Annotated in this window: 18 protein-coding genes and 1 pseudogene; 11 read left to right on the forward strand and 8 right to left on the reverse strand. The window is 70.4% G+C overall.

The window, feature by feature from the left end:
* Positions 1-77: 77 nt before the first annotated feature.
* Complete coding sequence (locus tag ACGFU7_RS13720) at positions 78-1,016, reverse strand: DMT family transporter (protein ID WP_393695350.1); 939 nt, start codon at positions 1,014-1,016, stop codon at positions 78-80.
* Between ACGFU7_RS13720 and ACGFU7_RS13725 the strand changes: the two genes are divergently transcribed.
* From ACGFU7_RS13725 to ACGFU7_RS13740, 4 genes and pseudogenes are all read left to right on the forward strand, one after another.
* Complete coding sequence (locus tag ACGFU7_RS13725; RefSeq protein WP_393695352.1) at positions 1,015-2,505, forward strand: PLP-dependent aminotransferase family protein; 1,491 nt, start codon at positions 1,015-1,017, stop codon at positions 2,503-2,505. The genes ACGFU7_RS13720 and ACGFU7_RS13725 overlap by 2 nt on opposite strands.
* Before the next feature lie 9 nt (positions 2,506-2,514).
* Positions 2,515-2,917, forward strand: a pseudogene (locus tag ACGFU7_RS13730) (GNAT family N-acetyltransferase).
* 61 nt (positions 2,918-2,978) lie between these two features.
* Positions 2,979-3,554, forward strand: coding sequence for a histidine phosphatase family protein (locus ACGFU7_RS13735; protein ID WP_393695354.1), 576 nt, complete (start codon positions 2,979-2,981; stop codon positions 3,552-3,554).
* Positions 3,555-3,660: 106 nt separating this feature from the next.
* Positions 3,661-4,812: a serine hydrolase domain-containing protein gene (locus ACGFU7_RS13740; RefSeq protein WP_393695356.1), complete on the forward strand. Its 1,152-nt coding sequence runs from the start codon at positions 3,661-3,663 to the stop codon at positions 4,810-4,812.
* Positions 4,813-4,890: 78 nt separating this feature from the next.
* Here the strand turns inward: ACGFU7_RS13740 and ACGFU7_RS13745 are convergent, their stop codons facing one another.
* The 3 genes from ACGFU7_RS13745 to ACGFU7_RS13755 form a co-directional block, all read right to left on the reverse strand.
* Positions 4,891-5,634, reverse strand: coding sequence for a Clp protease N-terminal domain-containing protein (locus ACGFU7_RS13745; RefSeq protein ID WP_393695358.1), 744 nt, complete (start codon positions 5,632-5,634; stop codon positions 4,891-4,893).
* Between the two features lie 91 nt (positions 5,635-5,725).
* Positions 5,726-6,226 carry a hypothetical protein gene (locus ACGFU7_RS13750; protein ID WP_393695360.1) on the reverse strand — a complete coding sequence of 167 codons (501 nt, stop codon included), beginning with the start codon at positions 6,224-6,226 and terminating at the stop codon, positions 5,726-5,728.
* A gap of 136 nt (positions 6,227-6,362) precedes the next feature.
* Positions 6,363-6,860: a peptidylprolyl isomerase gene (locus tag ACGFU7_RS13755; RefSeq protein WP_393695362.1), complete on the reverse strand. Its 498-nt coding sequence runs from the start codon at positions 6,858-6,860 to the stop codon at positions 6,363-6,365.
* Positions 6,861-7,064: 204 nt separating this feature from the next.
* Between ACGFU7_RS13755 and ACGFU7_RS13760 the strand changes: the two genes are divergently transcribed.
* Complete coding sequence (locus ACGFU7_RS13760; RefSeq protein ID WP_393695617.1) at positions 7,065-8,909, forward strand: glycoside hydrolase family 15 protein; 1,845 nt, start codon at positions 7,065-7,067, stop codon at positions 8,907-8,909.
* Between the two features lie 9 nt (positions 8,910-8,918).
* Here ACGFU7_RS13760 and ACGFU7_RS13765 read toward each other — a convergent pair whose 3' ends face one another.
* A complete protein-coding gene (locus ACGFU7_RS13765) occupies positions 8,919-9,113 on the reverse strand; it encodes a hypothetical protein (RefSeq protein ID WP_393695363.1) in 195 nt (64 codons plus the stop codon).
* 62 nt (positions 9,114-9,175) lie between these two features.
* On the opposite strand from ACGFU7_RS13765, the gene argC reads away from it, so the two are divergent.
* From argC to ACGFU7_RS13790, 5 genes are read left to right on the forward strand one after another with little or no spacing between them, the layout of a single operon-like run.
* The gene (gene argC, locus ACGFU7_RS13770) at positions 9,176-10,204 is read left to right on the forward strand and encodes an N-acetyl-gamma-glutamyl-phosphate reductase (protein ID WP_393695365.1); all 1,029 of its coding nucleotides are present in this window, start codon (positions 9,176-9,178) and stop codon (positions 10,202-10,204) included.
* The gene (gene argJ / locus ACGFU7_RS13775; protein ID WP_393695367.1) at positions 10,201-11,355 is read left to right on the forward strand and encodes a bifunctional glutamate N-acetyltransferase/amino-acid acetyltransferase ArgJ; all 1,155 of its coding nucleotides are present in this window, start codon (positions 10,201-10,203) and stop codon (positions 11,353-11,355) included. Before argC ends, argJ begins: the two co-directional genes overlap by 4 nt.
* Positions 11,352-12,254 (forward strand): acetylglutamate kinase, encoded by a 903-nt coding sequence (gene argB, locus ACGFU7_RS13780; protein ID WP_393695369.1) that lies wholly within the window; start codon positions 11,352-11,354, stop codon positions 12,252-12,254. The genes argJ and argB overlap by 4 nt, the downstream gene beginning before the upstream one ends.
* Positions 12,251-13,447 carry an acetylornithine transaminase gene (locus tag ACGFU7_RS13785; protein ID WP_393695371.1) on the forward strand — a complete coding sequence of 399 codons (1,197 nt, stop codon included), beginning with the start codon at positions 12,251-12,253 and terminating at the stop codon, positions 13,445-13,447. Before argB ends, ACGFU7_RS13785 begins: the two co-directional genes overlap by 4 nt.
* A 10-nt stretch (positions 13,448-13,457) precedes the next feature.
* A complete protein-coding gene (locus tag ACGFU7_RS13790) occupies positions 13,458-13,994 on the forward strand; it encodes an arginine repressor (RefSeq protein ID WP_393695373.1) in 537 nt (178 codons plus the stop codon).
* 23 nt (positions 13,995-14,017) lie between these two features.
* On the opposite strand, the gene ACGFU7_RS13795 is transcribed toward ACGFU7_RS13790, so the two are convergent.
* From ACGFU7_RS13795 to ACGFU7_RS13805, 3 genes are all read right to left on the reverse strand, one after another.
* On the reverse strand, positions 14,018-14,719 hold the full coding sequence (locus ACGFU7_RS13795; protein ID WP_393695375.1) for a L,D-transpeptidase: 702 nt from the start codon (positions 14,717-14,719) through the stop codon (positions 14,018-14,020).
* Positions 14,720-14,781: 62 nt separating this feature from the next.
* Positions 14,782-14,991 carry a hypothetical protein gene (locus tag ACGFU7_RS13800; protein ID WP_393695376.1) on the reverse strand — a complete coding sequence of 70 codons (210 nt, stop codon included), beginning with the start codon at positions 14,989-14,991 and terminating at the stop codon, positions 14,782-14,784.
* A complete protein-coding gene (locus tag ACGFU7_RS13805) occupies positions 14,988-15,383 on the reverse strand; it encodes a pyridoxamine 5'-phosphate oxidase family protein (protein ID WP_393695378.1) in 396 nt (131 codons plus the stop codon). Before ACGFU7_RS13805 ends, ACGFU7_RS13800 begins: the two co-directional genes overlap by 4 nt.
* A gap of 154 nt (positions 15,384-15,537) precedes the next feature.
* Here ACGFU7_RS13805 and ACGFU7_RS13810 point away from each other — a divergent pair, with 154 nt between their 5' ends.
* Positions 15,538-16,731, forward strand: coding sequence for an argininosuccinate synthase (locus ACGFU7_RS13810; protein ID WP_393695380.1), 1,194 nt, complete (start codon positions 15,538-15,540; stop codon positions 16,729-16,731).
* Positions 16,732-16,776 lie beyond the last annotated feature (45 nt).

The raw sequence follows: 16,776 nt of genomic DNA on the forward strand, positions 1-16,776 counted from the left end.
CCTCCTCACGGGTGGCGGTCCTTGTCGACAAGTCTATGACCGAAGTGTGACTTCGCCCGGTGGGAGGTACGTGGTTCTCACCCCGGACGCCGGGCGTTCCCCGTCCGCTGGGTGGCCGCGATGCAGACGAGCACCGCGACTGCCGCCACCGGCGCCGCCGTCGAGACCTCCTCGCCGAGCAGGAAGAACGACCACACCAGAGTCAGCAACGGCTGCGCGAGCTGAAGCTGGCTGGCCCGCGGTACCCCGATCTCCGCCATCCCGCGGTACCAGACGTACAGGCCGAAGAAGGTGGACCCGGCCGCCACCCAGACCAGTCCGATCACTCCGTGCGCGGTCAGCCGCACCGGCTCCAGCGGCAACGCGATGGCCGCCCCCGCCACCGCGAGCGGCAGGGAGAGGATCAGCGCCCAGCCGACCACCTGCCAGCCCGGCATGATCCCGGCGAGCCTGCCGCCCTCGGTGTACCCCGCCGCGCACACCAGCAGCGCACCGAACAGATACAGATCACCGCCGGACAGCTCACCACCGCTCTGCTGCACGGTGAACGCGATCACCACGGCCGCCCCGGCGAGCGCCGCGATCCAGAAGGCGCGGGGCGGCCGCGCCCCGGTCCGCAGCGAGGAGAACACTGCGGTGGTCAGCGGCAGCAGCCCCACCACGACGGCCGCGTGCGAAGTCGTCGACGTCTGCAGCGCCAGCGTGGTCAGCAGCGGGAAGCCGACCACCACACCCGCGGCGACGACGACGAGCCCGGCCCGGTGCCGACGGTCCGGCACCGGGACACGCCCCGCCAGCAGCACACTGCCCGCGATCGCCGCGGCGACCAGCGTGCGCAGGGCCACCAGCGACCAGGGGCCGAAGCTCTCCAGGCCCCAGGCCGTGGACGGGAAGGTCAGCGAGAAGGCGACGACACCGAGCCCGGCGAGAACCACGCCACCGCGGTTCGCCGTACCGGCCGCCGATGAACCAACCGCTATCGCGCTGGTGCGAGTAGCGCTATCCTTTACTTTCATGCAAGAGCGTAGCAGCGTCGCTGAACTCGTCGAATCCCTTCGCGGCGAATTGAACCGCTACTCACCAGGTGGAAAGCTGTCGTCGAGTCGGGCCCTCGTGGAGCGGTTCCGGGTCAGCCCCGTCACCGTCTCCCGGGCGATTGCCCAGCTCGCCGCCGAGGGCCTCGTCGTCACCAGGCCCGGATCCGGCGCCTTCCGGGCTCAGCCCCGTGCCGATGTGCCCCCGCCGGGCGACACCTCCTGGCAGGAGGTCTCGCTCAGCGGCGACGGCGGCCCCGAAGCGGTGCCGCGTACCGTCGACGCCTCCGGTGTCCTGGTCACGCTGACCGCACCGCCGCCCGGCGTCATCGAGCTCAACGGCGGCTACCTCCACTCCTCGCTCCAGCCGGAGCGGGCGCTCGCCGCCGCCCTCGCCCGGGCCGGCCGCCGCCCCGGCGCCTGGGGCCGCCCGCCCACCGACGGCCTGACCGAACTGCGGGCCTGGTTCGCCCGGGAGATCGGGCCCGCACTCACCGCCGCCGACGTGCTGATCACCGCGGGCGGCCAGAGCGCCCTGGCCACCGCACTGCGCGCCCTCGCCCCGCCCGGCGCCCCGGTCCTGGTCGAATCGCCCACCTACCCGGGCATGCTGGCCGCCGCCCGCGCCACCGGACTGCGGCCCGTGCCGGTACCCGTCGACGCCGACGGCGTACGGCCGGAACTGCTCGCCGCCGCCTTCCGGGCCACCGGCGCCCGCGTATTCGTCTGCCAGCCGCTCTTCCAGAACCCCACCGGCGCGGTCCTCGCCCCCGAACGGCGCGGCGAGGTTGTCCGGATCGCCCGTGCGGCGGGAGCCTTCGTCGTCGAGGACGACTTCGCCCGCCGCCTGGTCCATGACGACGCCGGGCCCCTGCCCGCACCCCTGGCCGCCGACGACCCCGACGGTGTGGTCGTCCATGTCTGCTCCCTGACCAAGGTCACCTCGCCCAGCCTGCGGGTGGGCGCGCTCGCCGCCCGCGGTCCGGTGCTGGGCCGGCTGCGGGCCATCCAGATCGTCGACAACTTCTTCGTCCCCCGACCGCTCCAGGAGACCGCGCTGGAACTGGTCGGCTCCCCGGCATGGGGCCGCCATCTGCGCTCCGTATCGGCCGAGCTGAGAAACCGGCGCACCGCCATGACGGCGGCCCTGCGGCAGGAGCTGCCCGCCCTCACGCTCCCGCACATCCCCGCGGGCGGCGGCAGCCTGTGGCTGCGCCTGCCCGACGCGGAAGCCGGCACGGACGAGTCCGCGGTGGTCTCGGCGGCCCTGCGCGCGGGCGTGGCCATCGCACCGGGCCGCCCCTACTTCTGCGCCGAACCCCCGTCCCCGCAGGTCCGGTTGAGCTTCGCCGCGGTCGCCGGGGCGGCCGAGATCGCCGAGGGAGTCCGCCGCCTGCGCACCGCCTGCAACGAAGTCCTGACCGGCTTCGGGGGATATCCTCCGGCCGTGAACGATGACATGCCCCAGTAGCGTTACGAGATATCGTCCGACCCGTCCCGCCTGGACGCGGCCCGTATCCATCACTGGCTCTCCACCGACGCCTACTGGTGCTCTCGGCCGCACCCGCGAGCACCAGGACCGGGCCATCGCCGGATCGCTCAACTTCGGCGCCCACGACGTCATCTCGGGTGAGCAGGTCGGCTTCGCCCGGGTGGTGACCGACCTCGCCACCTTCGCCTGGCTCTGCGATGTGTATGCCGACCGCTCGGCCCGCGGCCACGGCGTCGCCACGCGGATCGCCACCGCCGCGCGCGACCATCCGGCCCCCACCGGCATCCGCAGGTTCATGCTCGCCACCGAGGACGCACACGGGGTCTACGAGAAGGTCGGCTTCAAGCCACTGGGGGACGCGCACAAGTGGATGTGCAACCGGCCCGGCTGAGCCGGAAGCGCTTGCGAAGGCCCTCTTGACCCGCGTGGCGCTGGGATCCACGATCACCGCCATGACTGTTCGAGTCTCGCTCGTCGCCGCCGCGCGCAGCTCCGCCCTGCTCGCCGAGCGCTTCGACGACGACCGGCCGCTCGACCACGCCGGGTGGCACGAGGTGCAGCTCGCCGCGCACGCCCTGGTGCCCCTGGGCGCCGCCGAGTTGCGCTACTGCTCACCGACCCCACGCAGCCGTGCCACCGGCGAGGCGCTCGGCTATGCCCCGCTCGTCCAGCCCGCCCTGCGCGACTGCGACATGGGCCGCTGGCGCGGCTGCACCCTCGCCGATGTCACGGCACGCGAGCCCGCGGCCGTCGACGCCTGGCTCGCGGACCCGCGCTCCGCCCCGCACGGCGGTGAACCGCTGCTTGCCTTCATCTCACGCGTAGGGGGCTGGCTGGACACCCGCCCCGCATGCGACGGCGCCATCGTCGCCGTCGCCGAACCCGCAGTCGTCCGGGCCGCCCTCGTCTATGCGCTCAAGGCCCCGCCGTCGACGTACTGGAATGTCGACGTCCGACCGCTGTCCACGATCACGCTCAGCGGTATGCCGGGCCGCTGGAGCCTCAGACTCGAAGCGGGAGCCCGCTGACCGGCGGCCTTTCGTAGGCGCATGAAGTCTTCCCGCCAGTCCGACCAGTCGGTACGTTGCATACCCACCGAGTCCCACCGGCAGGTCCCAGGCGAGGGAGGCCACCGTGCCGCAGATCCATGGCCACTGCGACGACCGATTCTCCGCGGTACGCACCGCGTTCGAAGCGAACTTCCGGGAGCGCGACGAACTGGGCGCGGCCGTGACCGTACTGATCGGCGGGGAGCCGGTGGTCGACCTCTGGGGCGGCTGGGCCGACGCCGCCCGCACCCGCCCCTGGGAGCGGGAGACCCTGGTCAACGTCTGGTCCACGACCAAGGGCCCGACCGCCCTCTGCGCCCATGTCCTCGCCGACCGGGGGCTGCTCGACCTCGACGCCCCGGTCGCCGCGTACTGGCCGGAATTCGCTGCGGCGGGCAAGGAAGCCGTGCTCGTACGGCATCTGCTCTCGCACCGCGCGGGGCTGGCCGGACTGCGCGAGCCGCACACCCTGGCCGAGCTCTACGACTGGGACCTGACCACCGCCCGGCTCGCGGCGACCGAGCCCTGGTGGGAGCCCGGCACACGGTCCGGCTACCACGCCCTCACGTACGGCTTCCTGGTCGGCGAGGTGGTCCGGCGGATCACCGGTCTGCTGCCGGGGGAGTTCCTCCAGCAGGAGGTGACCGGCCCGCTCGGCATCGACTTCACCATCGGACTTCCCGAGAAGGAGACGGGCCGCGTCGCCGAACTCGTCGTCCCGATGGCCGACGCACGTCAACAGGCGGCGCTCTTCGCGCAGATGGAGCCCTTGGCCGTCGCCACGCTGCTCAACCCGCCCACGGGTGCTGCCGCCGCCAACACCCCGCAGTGGCGGGCGGCGGAGATTCCCGCAGCCAACGGCCACGGCACCGCCCGCGCCGTTGCCGCGCTGTACGGGATCTTCGCCGGGCGCGGCAGGTCGGGCGACCGGCGGATCCTCTCCGAGGAGGCCGTCGAGCGCGCCCGTGAGGGACAGGGCTCCTGCCGTGACCTGGTGCTCGGCACGGGCATCGGCCATGACACGGAGATCGCGCTCGGGCTGTGGCTGAGCGGCCCCGAGGGCTCGTACGGTCCCAACCCGCGGGCCCTCGGCCATGACGGCGCGGGCGGCTCCTGCGGTCTCGCCGACCCGGAGGCCGGTCTCGCCCTGGGGTACGTGATGAACCGGATGGGCCCCCGGATCTCCGACGACCCGCGCAAGTCGGCCCTGATCGAGGCGGTGTACGGGGCACTGTGACCGGCCGGCGTGCGAAGGCCGGCACCGGATTACCGGCACCGGCCGTCGGCCGGCTCGCCCCCGGACGGGCCGCTTCGGTCAGGCCTTCTTGTCCAGGGAGGCGGCGATGAGCGTGAGGGCCTCGGCGATGCCCGTCTCGGCGGTCGCCTTGTCGATGCCGAGCCCCGTCAGCACACCCGCGCCGTCCTCCTGCTCCAGCAGGGCGAGCAGGATGTGCTCGGTGCCGATGTAGTTGTGGCCCATCCGCAGGGCCTCCCGGAACGTCAGCTCCAGCGCCTTGCGTGCCCCGGCGTCGTACGGGATGAGGTCGGGCACCTCGTCGGCCGCGGCCGGCAGCGCCTCGGTCGCGGCCTGCCGGACGGCCTCCGCCATGACGCCCTGGGCCGTGATGAACGCGAAGCCAAGCCCCTCCGGCTCGCTGAGCAGCCCCAGCACCAGGTGCTCGGTGCGCACCTCGTCGTTGCCTGCCGCGCGGGCCTCGTTCTGCGCGGCCATCACGACGTTCCTGGCCCGCTCGGTGAAGCGGCCGAACCCCTGGCTGGGGTCGAGGTCCGAGGCCCCGCCGGGGTCCTTGGCGACGAACCGCTTCTGGGCCGCCTGCCTGGTCACCCCCATGCTCTTCCCGATCTCCGTCCAGGAAGCGCCCGAGCGCCGGGCCTGGTCCACGAAGTGCCCGATCAGATGGTCGGCCACATCGCCGAGGTGGTCCGCGGCGATGACCGCGTCGGAGAGCTGTTCGAGGGCGTCGGTGTGGACCTTCTTGATGGCCTCGATCAGGTCGTCGAGGCGTACGGGATTGGTTGGGCGTACAGGATTCACCATGCGTCAACCGTAGGTTGACACGCATGGAGTGTCAACCGTCAGTTGACAGCGAGAGCTGCGAAAGCCGTGCCGCCGCATCGGCGGTGCGCTGTCACCGGAGCCCCGTACAGAAGACGCATCCCTCCCAGTGGACCGGCGCGCACAGGACGCGATGCCGTACGCACGAGGCCGTGGCAGCCTCCTCCGGGCCGGGAAACGGGAAGCCACCGCTTCGCCGCTCGGCGTCGGCCGGATCGAATGCCTCGACCATCTCCCGGTACTGCCGCAGGCAACCCTCGGCAAAGGGCGGCTCGTAGCCCAGCTCATCCCACCGGTGCCTGCGCAGGGCGAGATCCAGCACCCGCAGGACGAAGTCCTTCGCCGCGGCCCGCTCGCGCGGGGAGCGGCCCCAGTCGACGTCCTCCAGATCGAAGCCCACCGCCCCGCGCCCCATGACGCTCTGGTCCTGCAAGGTCAGCAGGGTGGCGAAGCGGTGCTCCCAGGCGCTGTCGGCGAGATCGGACACGGCCAGCATGAGCACGTCGACGAAGACGTCCGTGCCCCCGTTGGACATGGACAGACTGCGGCCCCCGCCGTGAAACACGTTCCCCATCCCGACACCGTACCGAGCGGATTCGCGCCGCCGCCCCGTCGGCCGCGGCCGTCCCTCCGACCGCCCGGTACGACGGAGCGCGCCGTCCGACGGAGTCCGTCGGACGGCGCGCTCGTTCAGCGGTTGCCTACGCGGGTCAGAGAACGCCGCTGTCCGCGATGGTGACCTTCGCCGAGGGCCGGCCGCTCTGCGAGCCGAGGGCCTCGATCTTCTTGACCAGGTCCATGCTCTCCTGGTTGTCGACCTCGCCGAACACCACGTGCTTGCCGTCCAGCCACGACGTCACGATGGTCGTGATGAAGAACTGGGAGCCGTTGGAGTTGGGACCGCTGTTGGCCATGGACAGCAGGCCCGGCTTGGTGTGCGCGAGCTTGAAGTTCTCGTCCGCGAACTTCGCCCCGTAGATGCTCTTGCCGCCCGTGCCGTCGCCCCGGGTGAAGTCGCCGCCCTGCAGCATGAAGTCGGGGATGATCCGGTGGAAGGACGATCCCTTGTAGCCGAAGCCCTTCTCGCCGGTCGCCAGCGCGCGGAAGTTCTCCGCGGTCTCGGGAACGACGTCGTCGAACAGATTGAACGTGATCCGCCCAGCGGGCTCGTCATTGATGGTGATGTCGAAGTAAACCTTGCTCGTCATGGAACCATCCTGACATCGATGCGCTCGGCGCCGACGGGCGGGCACGGTGCCGGGCCCGTCGGCAGGGTCACGGGAGTGGGCGTCAGTGGGCGCCGCGGCGTCCGCTCCCGCTGTCCCGCACGTCGAGGACTGGTTAGCCTGAAAGGTGGGTGCGGCGGCTCAGGGAGGTTCGATGTGACTGCAGAGGCCAACGCGAGCGCCGGGGTGTTCAGTGCTTTCGACCTGTCCCCGGACGTCGGCGCGACCCGTTATCTGCCCATCGCCCATCACGGCCTGATCGGCGATCTGCGCAGCGCGGCGCTGGTGGACACCAACGGCACCATTGACTGGTACTGCTGCCCGCGCTTCGACGCGCCCAGTATCTTCGCCTCGATCCTCGACGCGGACCGGGGCGGATCCTTCGAACTCGCCGCGGATGCCCCGACACGCACCAAGCAGTTCTACTTCCCCGACACCAATGTGCTGATCACCCGCTTCTTCGCGGACGACGGCGTCGGCGAGGTGCAGGACTTCATGCCGGTGCTCGACGATTCGCGCGAGGCCGACCGGCACCGGCTGATCCGCCGCGTGGTCTGCGTTCGCGGATCGCTGCCGTTCCGCGCCCGTGTGGCCCCCCGTTTCGAGTACGGGGCGCAGCCGCACACCGTGCACGTACAGCATGGCCAGGCGGTCTTCGAATCGCCGTCGCTCACTCTCGCACTGACGTCGAGTGTGCCGATCGAGGTCGCCGGCCAGGACATATGGTCGTTGTTCAAGCTGCACGAGGGCGAGTCCGCAGTCTTCGCCCTCGACCGGGTCGGCGGCGGCGTGGCACCCCGCTTCTGCCCGCTGTCCGAGGCGGAGCAGCAGTTCAACGCCACCGTCGGGTACTGGCGGCGGTGGCTGTCCCGGTCGCGGTACCGCGGTCGCTGGCGGGAGATGGTGCACCGCTCCGCCCTCACCCTGAAGCTGCTCACCTACGCCCCGACCGGCGCCATCATCGCCGCGCCGACCACCAGCCTGCCCGAACGCATCGGAGGCGAGCGCAACTGGGACTACCGCTACGTGTGGATCCGTGACGCGGCGTTCTGTGTGTACGCGCTGCTCAGACTCGGTTTCACCGAGGAGGCCGAGGCCTTCATGAGCTTCCTTTCCGAGCATGTCCGTCTCGAAGCCACCGAGGCGACCGGCTCCACCGGCCCGCTGCAGATCATGTACGGCATAGACGGGCGCCGTGAGCTGCCCGAACGCAAGCTGACCCATCTCGAGGGCTACCGGGGCTCGGCTCCCGTACGCGTCGGCAACGGCGCCGTCAACCAGTTGCAGCTGGACATCTACGGGGCGCTCATCGACGCCCTCTATCTCTACGACAAGTGGGGACAGCCCATCTCCAGTGCGCACTGGGACAGCATCAGTGAACTGGTCGACTGGGTGTGCGACCACTGGGACCAGCCCGACCAGGGGATCTGGGAGACCCGCAGCGGGCGCAAGAACTTCCTCTACTCGCGATTGATGTGCTGGGTGGCCATCGAGCGCGCCATGCGGCTGGCCCAGCATCGCGGCCTGCCCGTCGACATCGTGCGGTGGGGGCGGGCCCGGGACGCGATCTATCGCCGGATCATGCGTCATGGCTGGTCCGACGAGCGGCACGCCTTCGTCCAGTACGAGGACGGCCATGTCCTCGACGCGTCCATGCTGATGATGCCCCTGGCGAAGTTCATCTCCCCCACCGACCCGAAGTGGCTCGCCACGCTGGACGCGCTGGGCGAGGACCTGGTGTCCGACTCGCTGGTCTACCGCTACGACCCGCAGGCCAGCCCGGACGGATTGCGGGGCGATGAGGGCACGTTCTCGATCTGCTCGTTCTGGTACGTCGAGGCGCTGACCCGCGCCGGCCGCCTGGACGAGGCCCGACTCGCGTTCGAGAAGATGCTCACATACGCCAACCACCTCGGTCTGTACGCCGAGGAGATCGGCCACACCGGGGAGCAGAGCGGGAACTTCCCTCAGGCCTTCACCCACCTGGGGCTGATCAGCGCGGCCTTCAATCTCGACCGCGCGCTCGGTTAGGGCGTGAGTTCAGGCCCCCGTGCAGAACCCGGTGGTCGCTGCCGTCGTCGCCTCCACGACGTCCGCGTCCGCGCCCGAGGCGGCATACGCGGCGCCCCACTCCTTGCCCGACCGCGTCATGAACTCCATCACCTCCGGCGAGGTCTGCCAGGCGGTGGCATCCTCCTTGCCGATCTCGCCATATATAAGACAACTCTTAAACAAAGAGGTCTTTGCATAAAAGTGCATTGCTGCGTATAGTCATGCCATCGACAAGGAGGATTTCGATGGTGGTACGTGCAGCAGTGGCAGGGGCGAGCGGATACGCCGGTGGGGAGCTGCTCCGTCTCCTGCTGGTCCACCCCGAGGTCGAGATCGGGGCCCTCACCGCCAACTCCAACGCGGGGCAGAAGCTCGGTGCGCTGCAGCCGCATCTGCGGCCGCTCGCCGACCGGGTGCTTCAGCCGACCACGCCCGAGGTCCTCGCCGGGCACGATGTCGTCTTCCTCGCCCTTCCGCACGGGCAGTCCGCCGCCGTCGCCGAGCAGCTCGGTGACGAGGTGCTCGTCGTCGACATGGGCGCCGACTTCCGGCTCAGGGGCGCGGCGGACTGGGAGAAGTTCTACGGGTCGCCGCACGCCGGGACCTGGCCCTACGGTCTGCCCGAACTGCCGGGCGGGCGCTCGGCGTTGGCGGGGTCCAAGCGCATCGCCGTGCCCGGCTGCTACCCGACCGCCGTCTCTCTCGCGCTCTTCCCGGCGTACGCGGCCCACCTGGCCGAGCCCGAGGCCGTGATCGTCGCCGCGTCCGGTACCTCCGGAGCGGGCAAGGCGGCCAAGCCGCATCTGCTCGGCTCCGAGGTGATGGGCAACATGTCCCCGTACGGCGTCGGCGGGGTCCACCGGCACACCCCCGAGATGATCCAGAACCTCAGCGCCGCGGCCGGCGAGCCCGTCACGGTCTCCTTCACGCCGACCCTGGCACCGATGCCCCGCGGCATCCTCGCCACATGCAGCGCGAAGGCGAAGCCGGGCGTGAGCGCCGAGTCCGTCCGTGCCGCGTACGAGAAGGCGTTCGCCGACGAGCCGTTCGTCGACCTGCTCCCCGAGGGACAGTGGCCCGCCACAGCGTCCGTCTACGGTTCCAACGCCGTACAGATCCAGGTCGCCTACGACGAGGCGGCAGGCCGGATCATCGTCATCAGCGCCATCGACAACCTCGCCAAGGGCACCGCCGGCGGCGCCCTGCAGAGCATGAACATCGCCCTCGGACTTCCCGAGGACACAGGTCTTTCCACGATCGGAGTCGCACCGTGAGCGTCACGGCAGCACAGGGGTTCTCGGCGGCGGGCATCGCCGCGGGAATCAAGGAGAGCGGTAACCCGGACCTGGCCCTCGTGGTCAACCACGGTCCGCGTCGCGCCGCCGCGGGCGTCTTCACCTCCAACCGCGTCAAGGCCGCACCCGTCCTCTGGTCGGAGCAGGTGCTCAAGGGTGGCGAGGTCAGTGCCGTCGTTCTCAACTCCGGTGGTGCCAACGCCTGTACGGGCCCACAGGGCTTCCAGGACACCCACGCCACCGCCGAGAAGGCCGCCGAGGTCCTCACCGGTCACAGCGCGGGCGAGATCGCGGTCGCCTCGACCGGGCTGATCGGCACGCTGCTTCCGATGGACAAGCTGCTGCCCGGCATCGAGAAGGCAGCCGCCGCCCTCAGCGAGCACGGCGGCGAGAAGGCCGCCATCGCGATCAAGACCACCGACACCGTCCACAAGACCGCCGTCGCGGGCGGCGAGGGCTGGACCGTCGGCGGTATGGCCAAGGGTGCGGGCATGCTCGCCCCGGGCCTCGCCACCATGCTGGTCGTCCTCACCACCGACGCCGATGTGGACGCCCCGGCACTGGACACCGCGCTGCGCGCCGCCACCCGCACCACCTTCGACCGGGTCGACTCCGACGGCTGCATGTCGACCAACGACACCGTGCTGCTGCTGGCCTCCGGTGCGAGTGGCATCACCCCGGAGCAGGGCGAGTTCGCGGAAGCGGTACGCACCGTCTGCGCCGACCTGGCCCGGCAGCTCATCGGGGACGCCGAGGGCGCCTCCAAGGACATCCGGATCGAGGTCATCAACGCCGCGACCGAGGACGACGCCGTCGAGGTGGGCCGCTCCATCGCGCGTAACAACCTGCTCAAGTGCGCCATCCACGGCGAGGACCCCAACTGGGGCCGGGTCCTCTCCGCGATCGGCACGACGAAGGCGGCCTTCGAGCCCGACCAGCTGAATGTCGCCATCAACGGCGTCTGGGTCTGCAAGAACGGCGGCGTCGGCGAGGACCGCGACCTCGTCGACATGCGCTACCGGGAAGTCGAGATCACCGCCGACCTGGCCACCGGGACCGAGTCCGCCGTCATCTGGGCCAACGACCTCACCGCGGACTACGTCCACGAGAACAGCGCGTACAGCTCATGAGTGCGGCGCGGAAACACACCGCACTCCCGAAGGCGGAGATCCTCATCGAGGCGCTGCCCTGGCTGACCCGGCACAACGGCAAGACCGTCGTCATCAAGTTCGGCGGCAACGCCATGATCGACGAGGAGCTGAAGGCGGCCTTCGCCCAGGACGTCGTCTTCCTGCGCCAGGCCGGCCTCAAGCCCGTCGTCGTGCACGGCGGCGGCCCGCAGATCAGTGCCCAGCTCGACAAGCAGGGCCTGGTCAGCGAGTTCAAGGCCGGGCTGCGCGTCACCACGCCCGAGGCGATGGACGTCGTACGGATGGTGCTCGCCGGACAGGTCCAGCGCGAGCTCGTCGGCCTGCTCAACCAGCACGGCCCGCTCGCCGTCGGCATGACCGGCGAGGACGCCCACACGATCACCGCCACCCAGCACAGGCCGACCATCGACGGCGAACTCGTCGACATCGGCCGGGTCGGCGAGATCACCGCCATCGACACCGGGGCGATCCAGGCGCTGCTGGACGACGGCCGGATCCCGGTCGTCTCCTCCATCGCACGCTCCGCCGACGACAACCACGTCTACAACGTCAACGCCGACACCGCGGCCGCCGCACTCGCCGCCGCGCTGAACGCCGAGACGCTGATGGTCCTCACCGATGTCGAGGGCCTCTACGAGGACTGGCCCAACAGCGACGACGTGATCAGCCGCCTCACCGCCACCGAGCTGGAGAAGCTGCTGCCCGAGCTGTCCAGCGGCATGGTGCCGAAGATGCAGGGCTGCCTGCACGCCGTACGCAACGGCGTCGAGACCGCCCGCGTCATCGACGGCCGGGTCCAGCACTCGATCCTGCTGGAGATCTTCACCGACGAAGGAATCGGCACGATGGTCGTGCCCGACGCACAGGGGGAGTCATGACCAACCAGGAGCTCTCGCAGCGCTGGAGCCACGCGCTGATGGACAACTACGGCACCCCCCAGCTGTCCCTCGTCCGCGGCGAAGGCGCCCATGTGTGGGACGCCGACGGCACCGAGTACCTCGACTTCGTCGGCGGTATCGCCGTGAACGCACTGGGCCACGCCCACCCCGCCGTCGTCGACGCCGTCTCCACCCAGATCGCCTCCCTCGGCCATGTCTCCAACCTCTTCATCGCACTGCCGCCCGTCGCCCTCGCCGAACGGCTGCTGCAGCTCTTCGGCCGCGACGGCCGCGTCTACTTCGCCAACTCGGGCGCCGAGGCCAACGAGGCGGCCTTCAAGATCGGCCGGCTGACCGGGCGGACGCACATGGTCGCCACCGACGGCAGCTTCCACGGCCGGACCATGGGCGCACTCGCGCTGACCGGCCAGCCCAGGAAGCGCGAGCCCTTCGAGCCGCTGCCCGGCGATGTCACCCATGTCCCGTACGGGGACGCCGAGGCGCTGCGGGCCGCCGTGACCACCGACACCGCACTGGTGATCATCGAGCCCATCCAGGGCGAGAACGGCGTGGTCGTGCCGCCCAAGGGCTACCTGGAGGCCGTCCGGGAGATCACCCGGGCCACCGGCACCCTGCTCGTCCTCGACGAGGTGCAGACCGGTATCGGCCGCTGCGGCCAGTGGTTCGAGCACCAGGCCCACCAGGGCGTCGAGCCCGACATCGTCACCCTCGCCAAGGGCCTCGGCGGCGGACTGCCGATCGGCGCGGCCGTCGCGTTCGGACCGGCGGCCGACCTGCTGAAGCCGGGCCAGCACGGCACGACGTTCGGCGGCAACCCGATCGCGTGCGCCGCCGGTCTCGCCGTCCTGGACACCCTGGCGGCCCATGGCGCCCTGGACCAGGTGAAGCGGCTCGGCGAGAAGATCCGGGACGGTGTGGAAGGTCTTGGGCACCCTCTGGTCTCCCATGTCCGCGGCTCCGGGCTGCTGCTGGGTATCGTGCTCACCGAGCCCCTCGCACCTCAGGTGCAACAGGCGGCTCAGGGAGCCGGAATCCTGGTGAACGCACCCGCCCCCGATGTCCTGCGGCTCATGCCGCCGCTGATCATCGGTGACACGGAGGTGGACGCGTTCCTCCAGGCGCTGCCCGGCGCTCTCGACGCGGCAAACGGGGACGGACGATCCGGAGAATGAGGCGACGACGATGACCGAGGCGCAGGAAACCGAGCACGGCGGGCCGTCCGTGCCGCAGACCCGCACCGCACGCCACCGCCGGATCGTGGACATCCTGAACCGGCAGCCGGTGCGCTCGCAGAGCCAGTTGGCCAAGCTCCTCGCCGACGACGGGCTGAGCGTCACCCAGGCGACGCTCTCCCGCGATCTGGACGAGCTGGGTGCGGTGAAGATCCGCAACACCGGCGGCGAGCTGATCTACGCGGTGCCGAGCGAGGGCGGTTTCCGTACCCCGCAGGCACCGCTGGGCGGGTCCGCGAAGGAGGAGCGGATGCGGCGTCTCTCCGCCGAACTGCTCATCTCGGCGGAGGCCTCGGCCAACCTCGTGGTGCTGCGTACGCCTCCGGGCGCGGCCCAGTTCCTCGCCTCGGCCATCGACCAGGCCGAACTGCAGGACGTCCTCGGCACCATCGCGGGTGACGACACACTGATGCTGATCAGCCGTGACCCGGCGGGCGGCCAGGCGCTCGCCGACCACCTGCTGCGACTGGCCCAGAACGAGCGCTGAACGGCCGGTGTTCCCCGGATCCGTCAGTAGCGCGTGATCGCGATCGGGCCCGAGCGGGTGCCGATGGCGATGTGCGGATGGCGGGCCGGGTCCACCCAGTCGAGAATCCGGTCCATCGCGGCCGCCGGTACGGAGACACAGCCGGCGGTCGCACCAAGCCCGTTGACGTGAAGGAAGATCCCGGCGCCGCGACCCCGTACCGGCCGTTCGTAGTTGAAGCCGACGACGAGCGCGCGGGCGTACTGCGTCGGATACGCCGCCAGGCGCTCCGACTCACCCGCCCGGCAGTCCGCGGGCCGCGGCTCCACCCAGCGGTTGTAGGCCCGCGCCCCGGTGTCCTCGCACCACCACGACCGGCTGTTGACCCGGCGGTACGGGTACACCGTGCCGGCCGGTGCCGCCTTGATCCCGAAGGCGTACGGCAGGTCGTACAGACCGGTGGGTGTGGTGTTGGTGCCCTGCTTGCGCGACGCCCCTTCGGCCAGGCCCTTCGCACCGAACCGGGCCGGCGTGGACCCGCCCTTCACCCAGATGCCCCGGCGCAGATTCCACCAGGTGACGGTGCCCGTGGTGGAGCCCTTGGCCGGGGCCTCGGCCGTGATCAACTGGGTACCGCCGCCGGTGTCGGCCATCCGCGCCGGGAGAGCCGGCGCCGCGGCGGGCCGGGCCGCGACCGAGCCCGCCAGGGCGAGCAGTACCGAACCGATCACCAGAGATCTGCGCATGCCCCGGAGGTTAGACCGTCCGGCGGGGTGTCACCCCCGGACCTGCTCCGTACGGCTCGATCTCATTCCGCGCGCGGCATGGCCGGCAGCGGGAGCGGCAGCCCCGGCAGCCCGTCGATACTCGTCGCGATGTGTTCCTTCTTCTCGAAGTAGACACTGAGCGACGCGTCGTCCTCGCGGGCGAAGCGCTGGGCGTGCAGGGGCCGGTCCTCGTCGTACGACATGAAGGGCACGGCGAACCCGCAGGTGTCCCGGATCAGCTCGGCCTTCACCACGATGATGGCGCGCAGCCCGTGCAGGCCGGGGTCCACATCGGGGAAGTGGGAGAGCAGCGCACGGAACCGCGGATCGTCACGGAAGACCGGCTCACCGCGCCCGTGCACCCGCACGATGTCCGGCGGCCCCTGGAGGCGCACCACATCAGTGTGATGCGGCCGTTCTCGCGGAGATGGGCGACGGTCTCGGCATTGCTGCCTGCGAAGTCCAGATAGGCCACGGTCAGTTCGTCGATGACGGCGAAGGAGCCGCTGACGCCCTTGGGAGAGAGGTTGACCGTGCCCTCTCCGTCCAGGGGCGCGGTCGCCGTGAAGAAGATGTGCTGCTCTTCGATGAAGGTCCTGATCCGCCCGTCGATACGTTCGTACGTTTTTCCCATGGCGGCCATTATCGTCGCCAACTCCGTTGACGGCGGGGTGATTTCAGCTGGTGGGACGCCTGTGCGGGCCCTGTGGCACGCCGCCCTCACCTGCACCTTTGACAAATAATACGGAGGACTGCATAATTATGCCTACCAGTGATTGCACCGTAAGGAGAAACCCGTGACCGAGCGCGTCGTACTCGCCTACTCGGGCGGTCTGGACACCTCCGTCGCCATCGGCTGGATCGCCGAGGAGACGGGCGCCGAGGTCATCGCCGTTGCCGTGGATGTCGGCCAGGGCGGCGAGGACCTGGACGTCATCCGTAAGCGCGCGCTCGCCTGCGGTGCCGTCGAGGCCGAGGTCGCGGACGCCAAGGACGAGTTCGCCGAGGAGTACTGCCTCCCGGCGATCAAGGCCAACGCCCTCTACATGGACCGCTACCCGCTGGTCTCGGCCCTCTCCCGGCCGACCATCGTCAAGCACCTAGTCGCCGCCGCCAACAAGCACAACGCCGGCATCGTCGCCCACGGCTGCACCGGCAAGGGCAACGACCAGGTCCGCTTCGAGGCCGGTATCTCCGCGCTCGGCCCCGACCTGAAGTGCATCGCCCCGGTCCGTGACTACGCGATGACCCGGGACAAGGCGATCGCCTTCTGCGAGGAGAAGAACCTCCCGATCGCGACCACCAAGAAGTCCCCGTACTCCATCGACCAGAACGTCTTCGGGCGCGCGGTCGAGACGGGCTTCCTGGAGGACATCTGGAACGCGCCGATCGAGGACATCTACGAGTACACCGAGAACCCCGCCACCCCGCGCGAGGCCGACGAGGTCGTCATCTCCTTCAAGGAGGGCGTGCCCGTGGCGATCGACGGCAGGCCCGTCACCGTCCTCCAGGCGATCCAGCAGCTCAACCAGCGGGCCGGCGCCCAGGGCATCGGCCGGATCGACATGGTCGAGGACCGTCTCGTCGGCATCAAGTCCCGCGAGGTGTACGAGGCCCCGGGCGCGATCGCGCTGATCACCGCCCACCAGGAGCTGGAGAACGTCACCGTCGAGCGCGAGCTGGCCCGCTACAAGCGGCAGGTCGAGCAGCGCTGGGGCGAGCTGGTCTACGACGGCCTGTGGTTCTCGCCGCTCAAGCGCGCCCTGGACGGCTTCATCAACGAGGCCAACCAGCACGTCACTGGTGACATCCGGATGACGATGCACGCGGGCCGCGCCGTCGTCACCGGCCGGAAGTCCGAGCAGTCGCTCTACGACTTCAACCTCGCCACCTACGACTCGGGCGACACGTTCGACCAGTCCAAGGCGCAGGGCTTCATCGAGATCTTCGGCCTCTCGTCGAAGATCGCCGCCAAGCGTGACCTGTCCTGACATTTACAGCCCCTCCGGCGTTTGAGGAGCGGGGGTCTGAGGGCA

This window comes from Streptomyces sp. NPDC048473 (genome assembly GCF_043200155.1).
Lineage (GTDB): Bacteria > Actinomycetota > Actinomycetes > Streptomycetales > Streptomycetaceae > Streptomyces.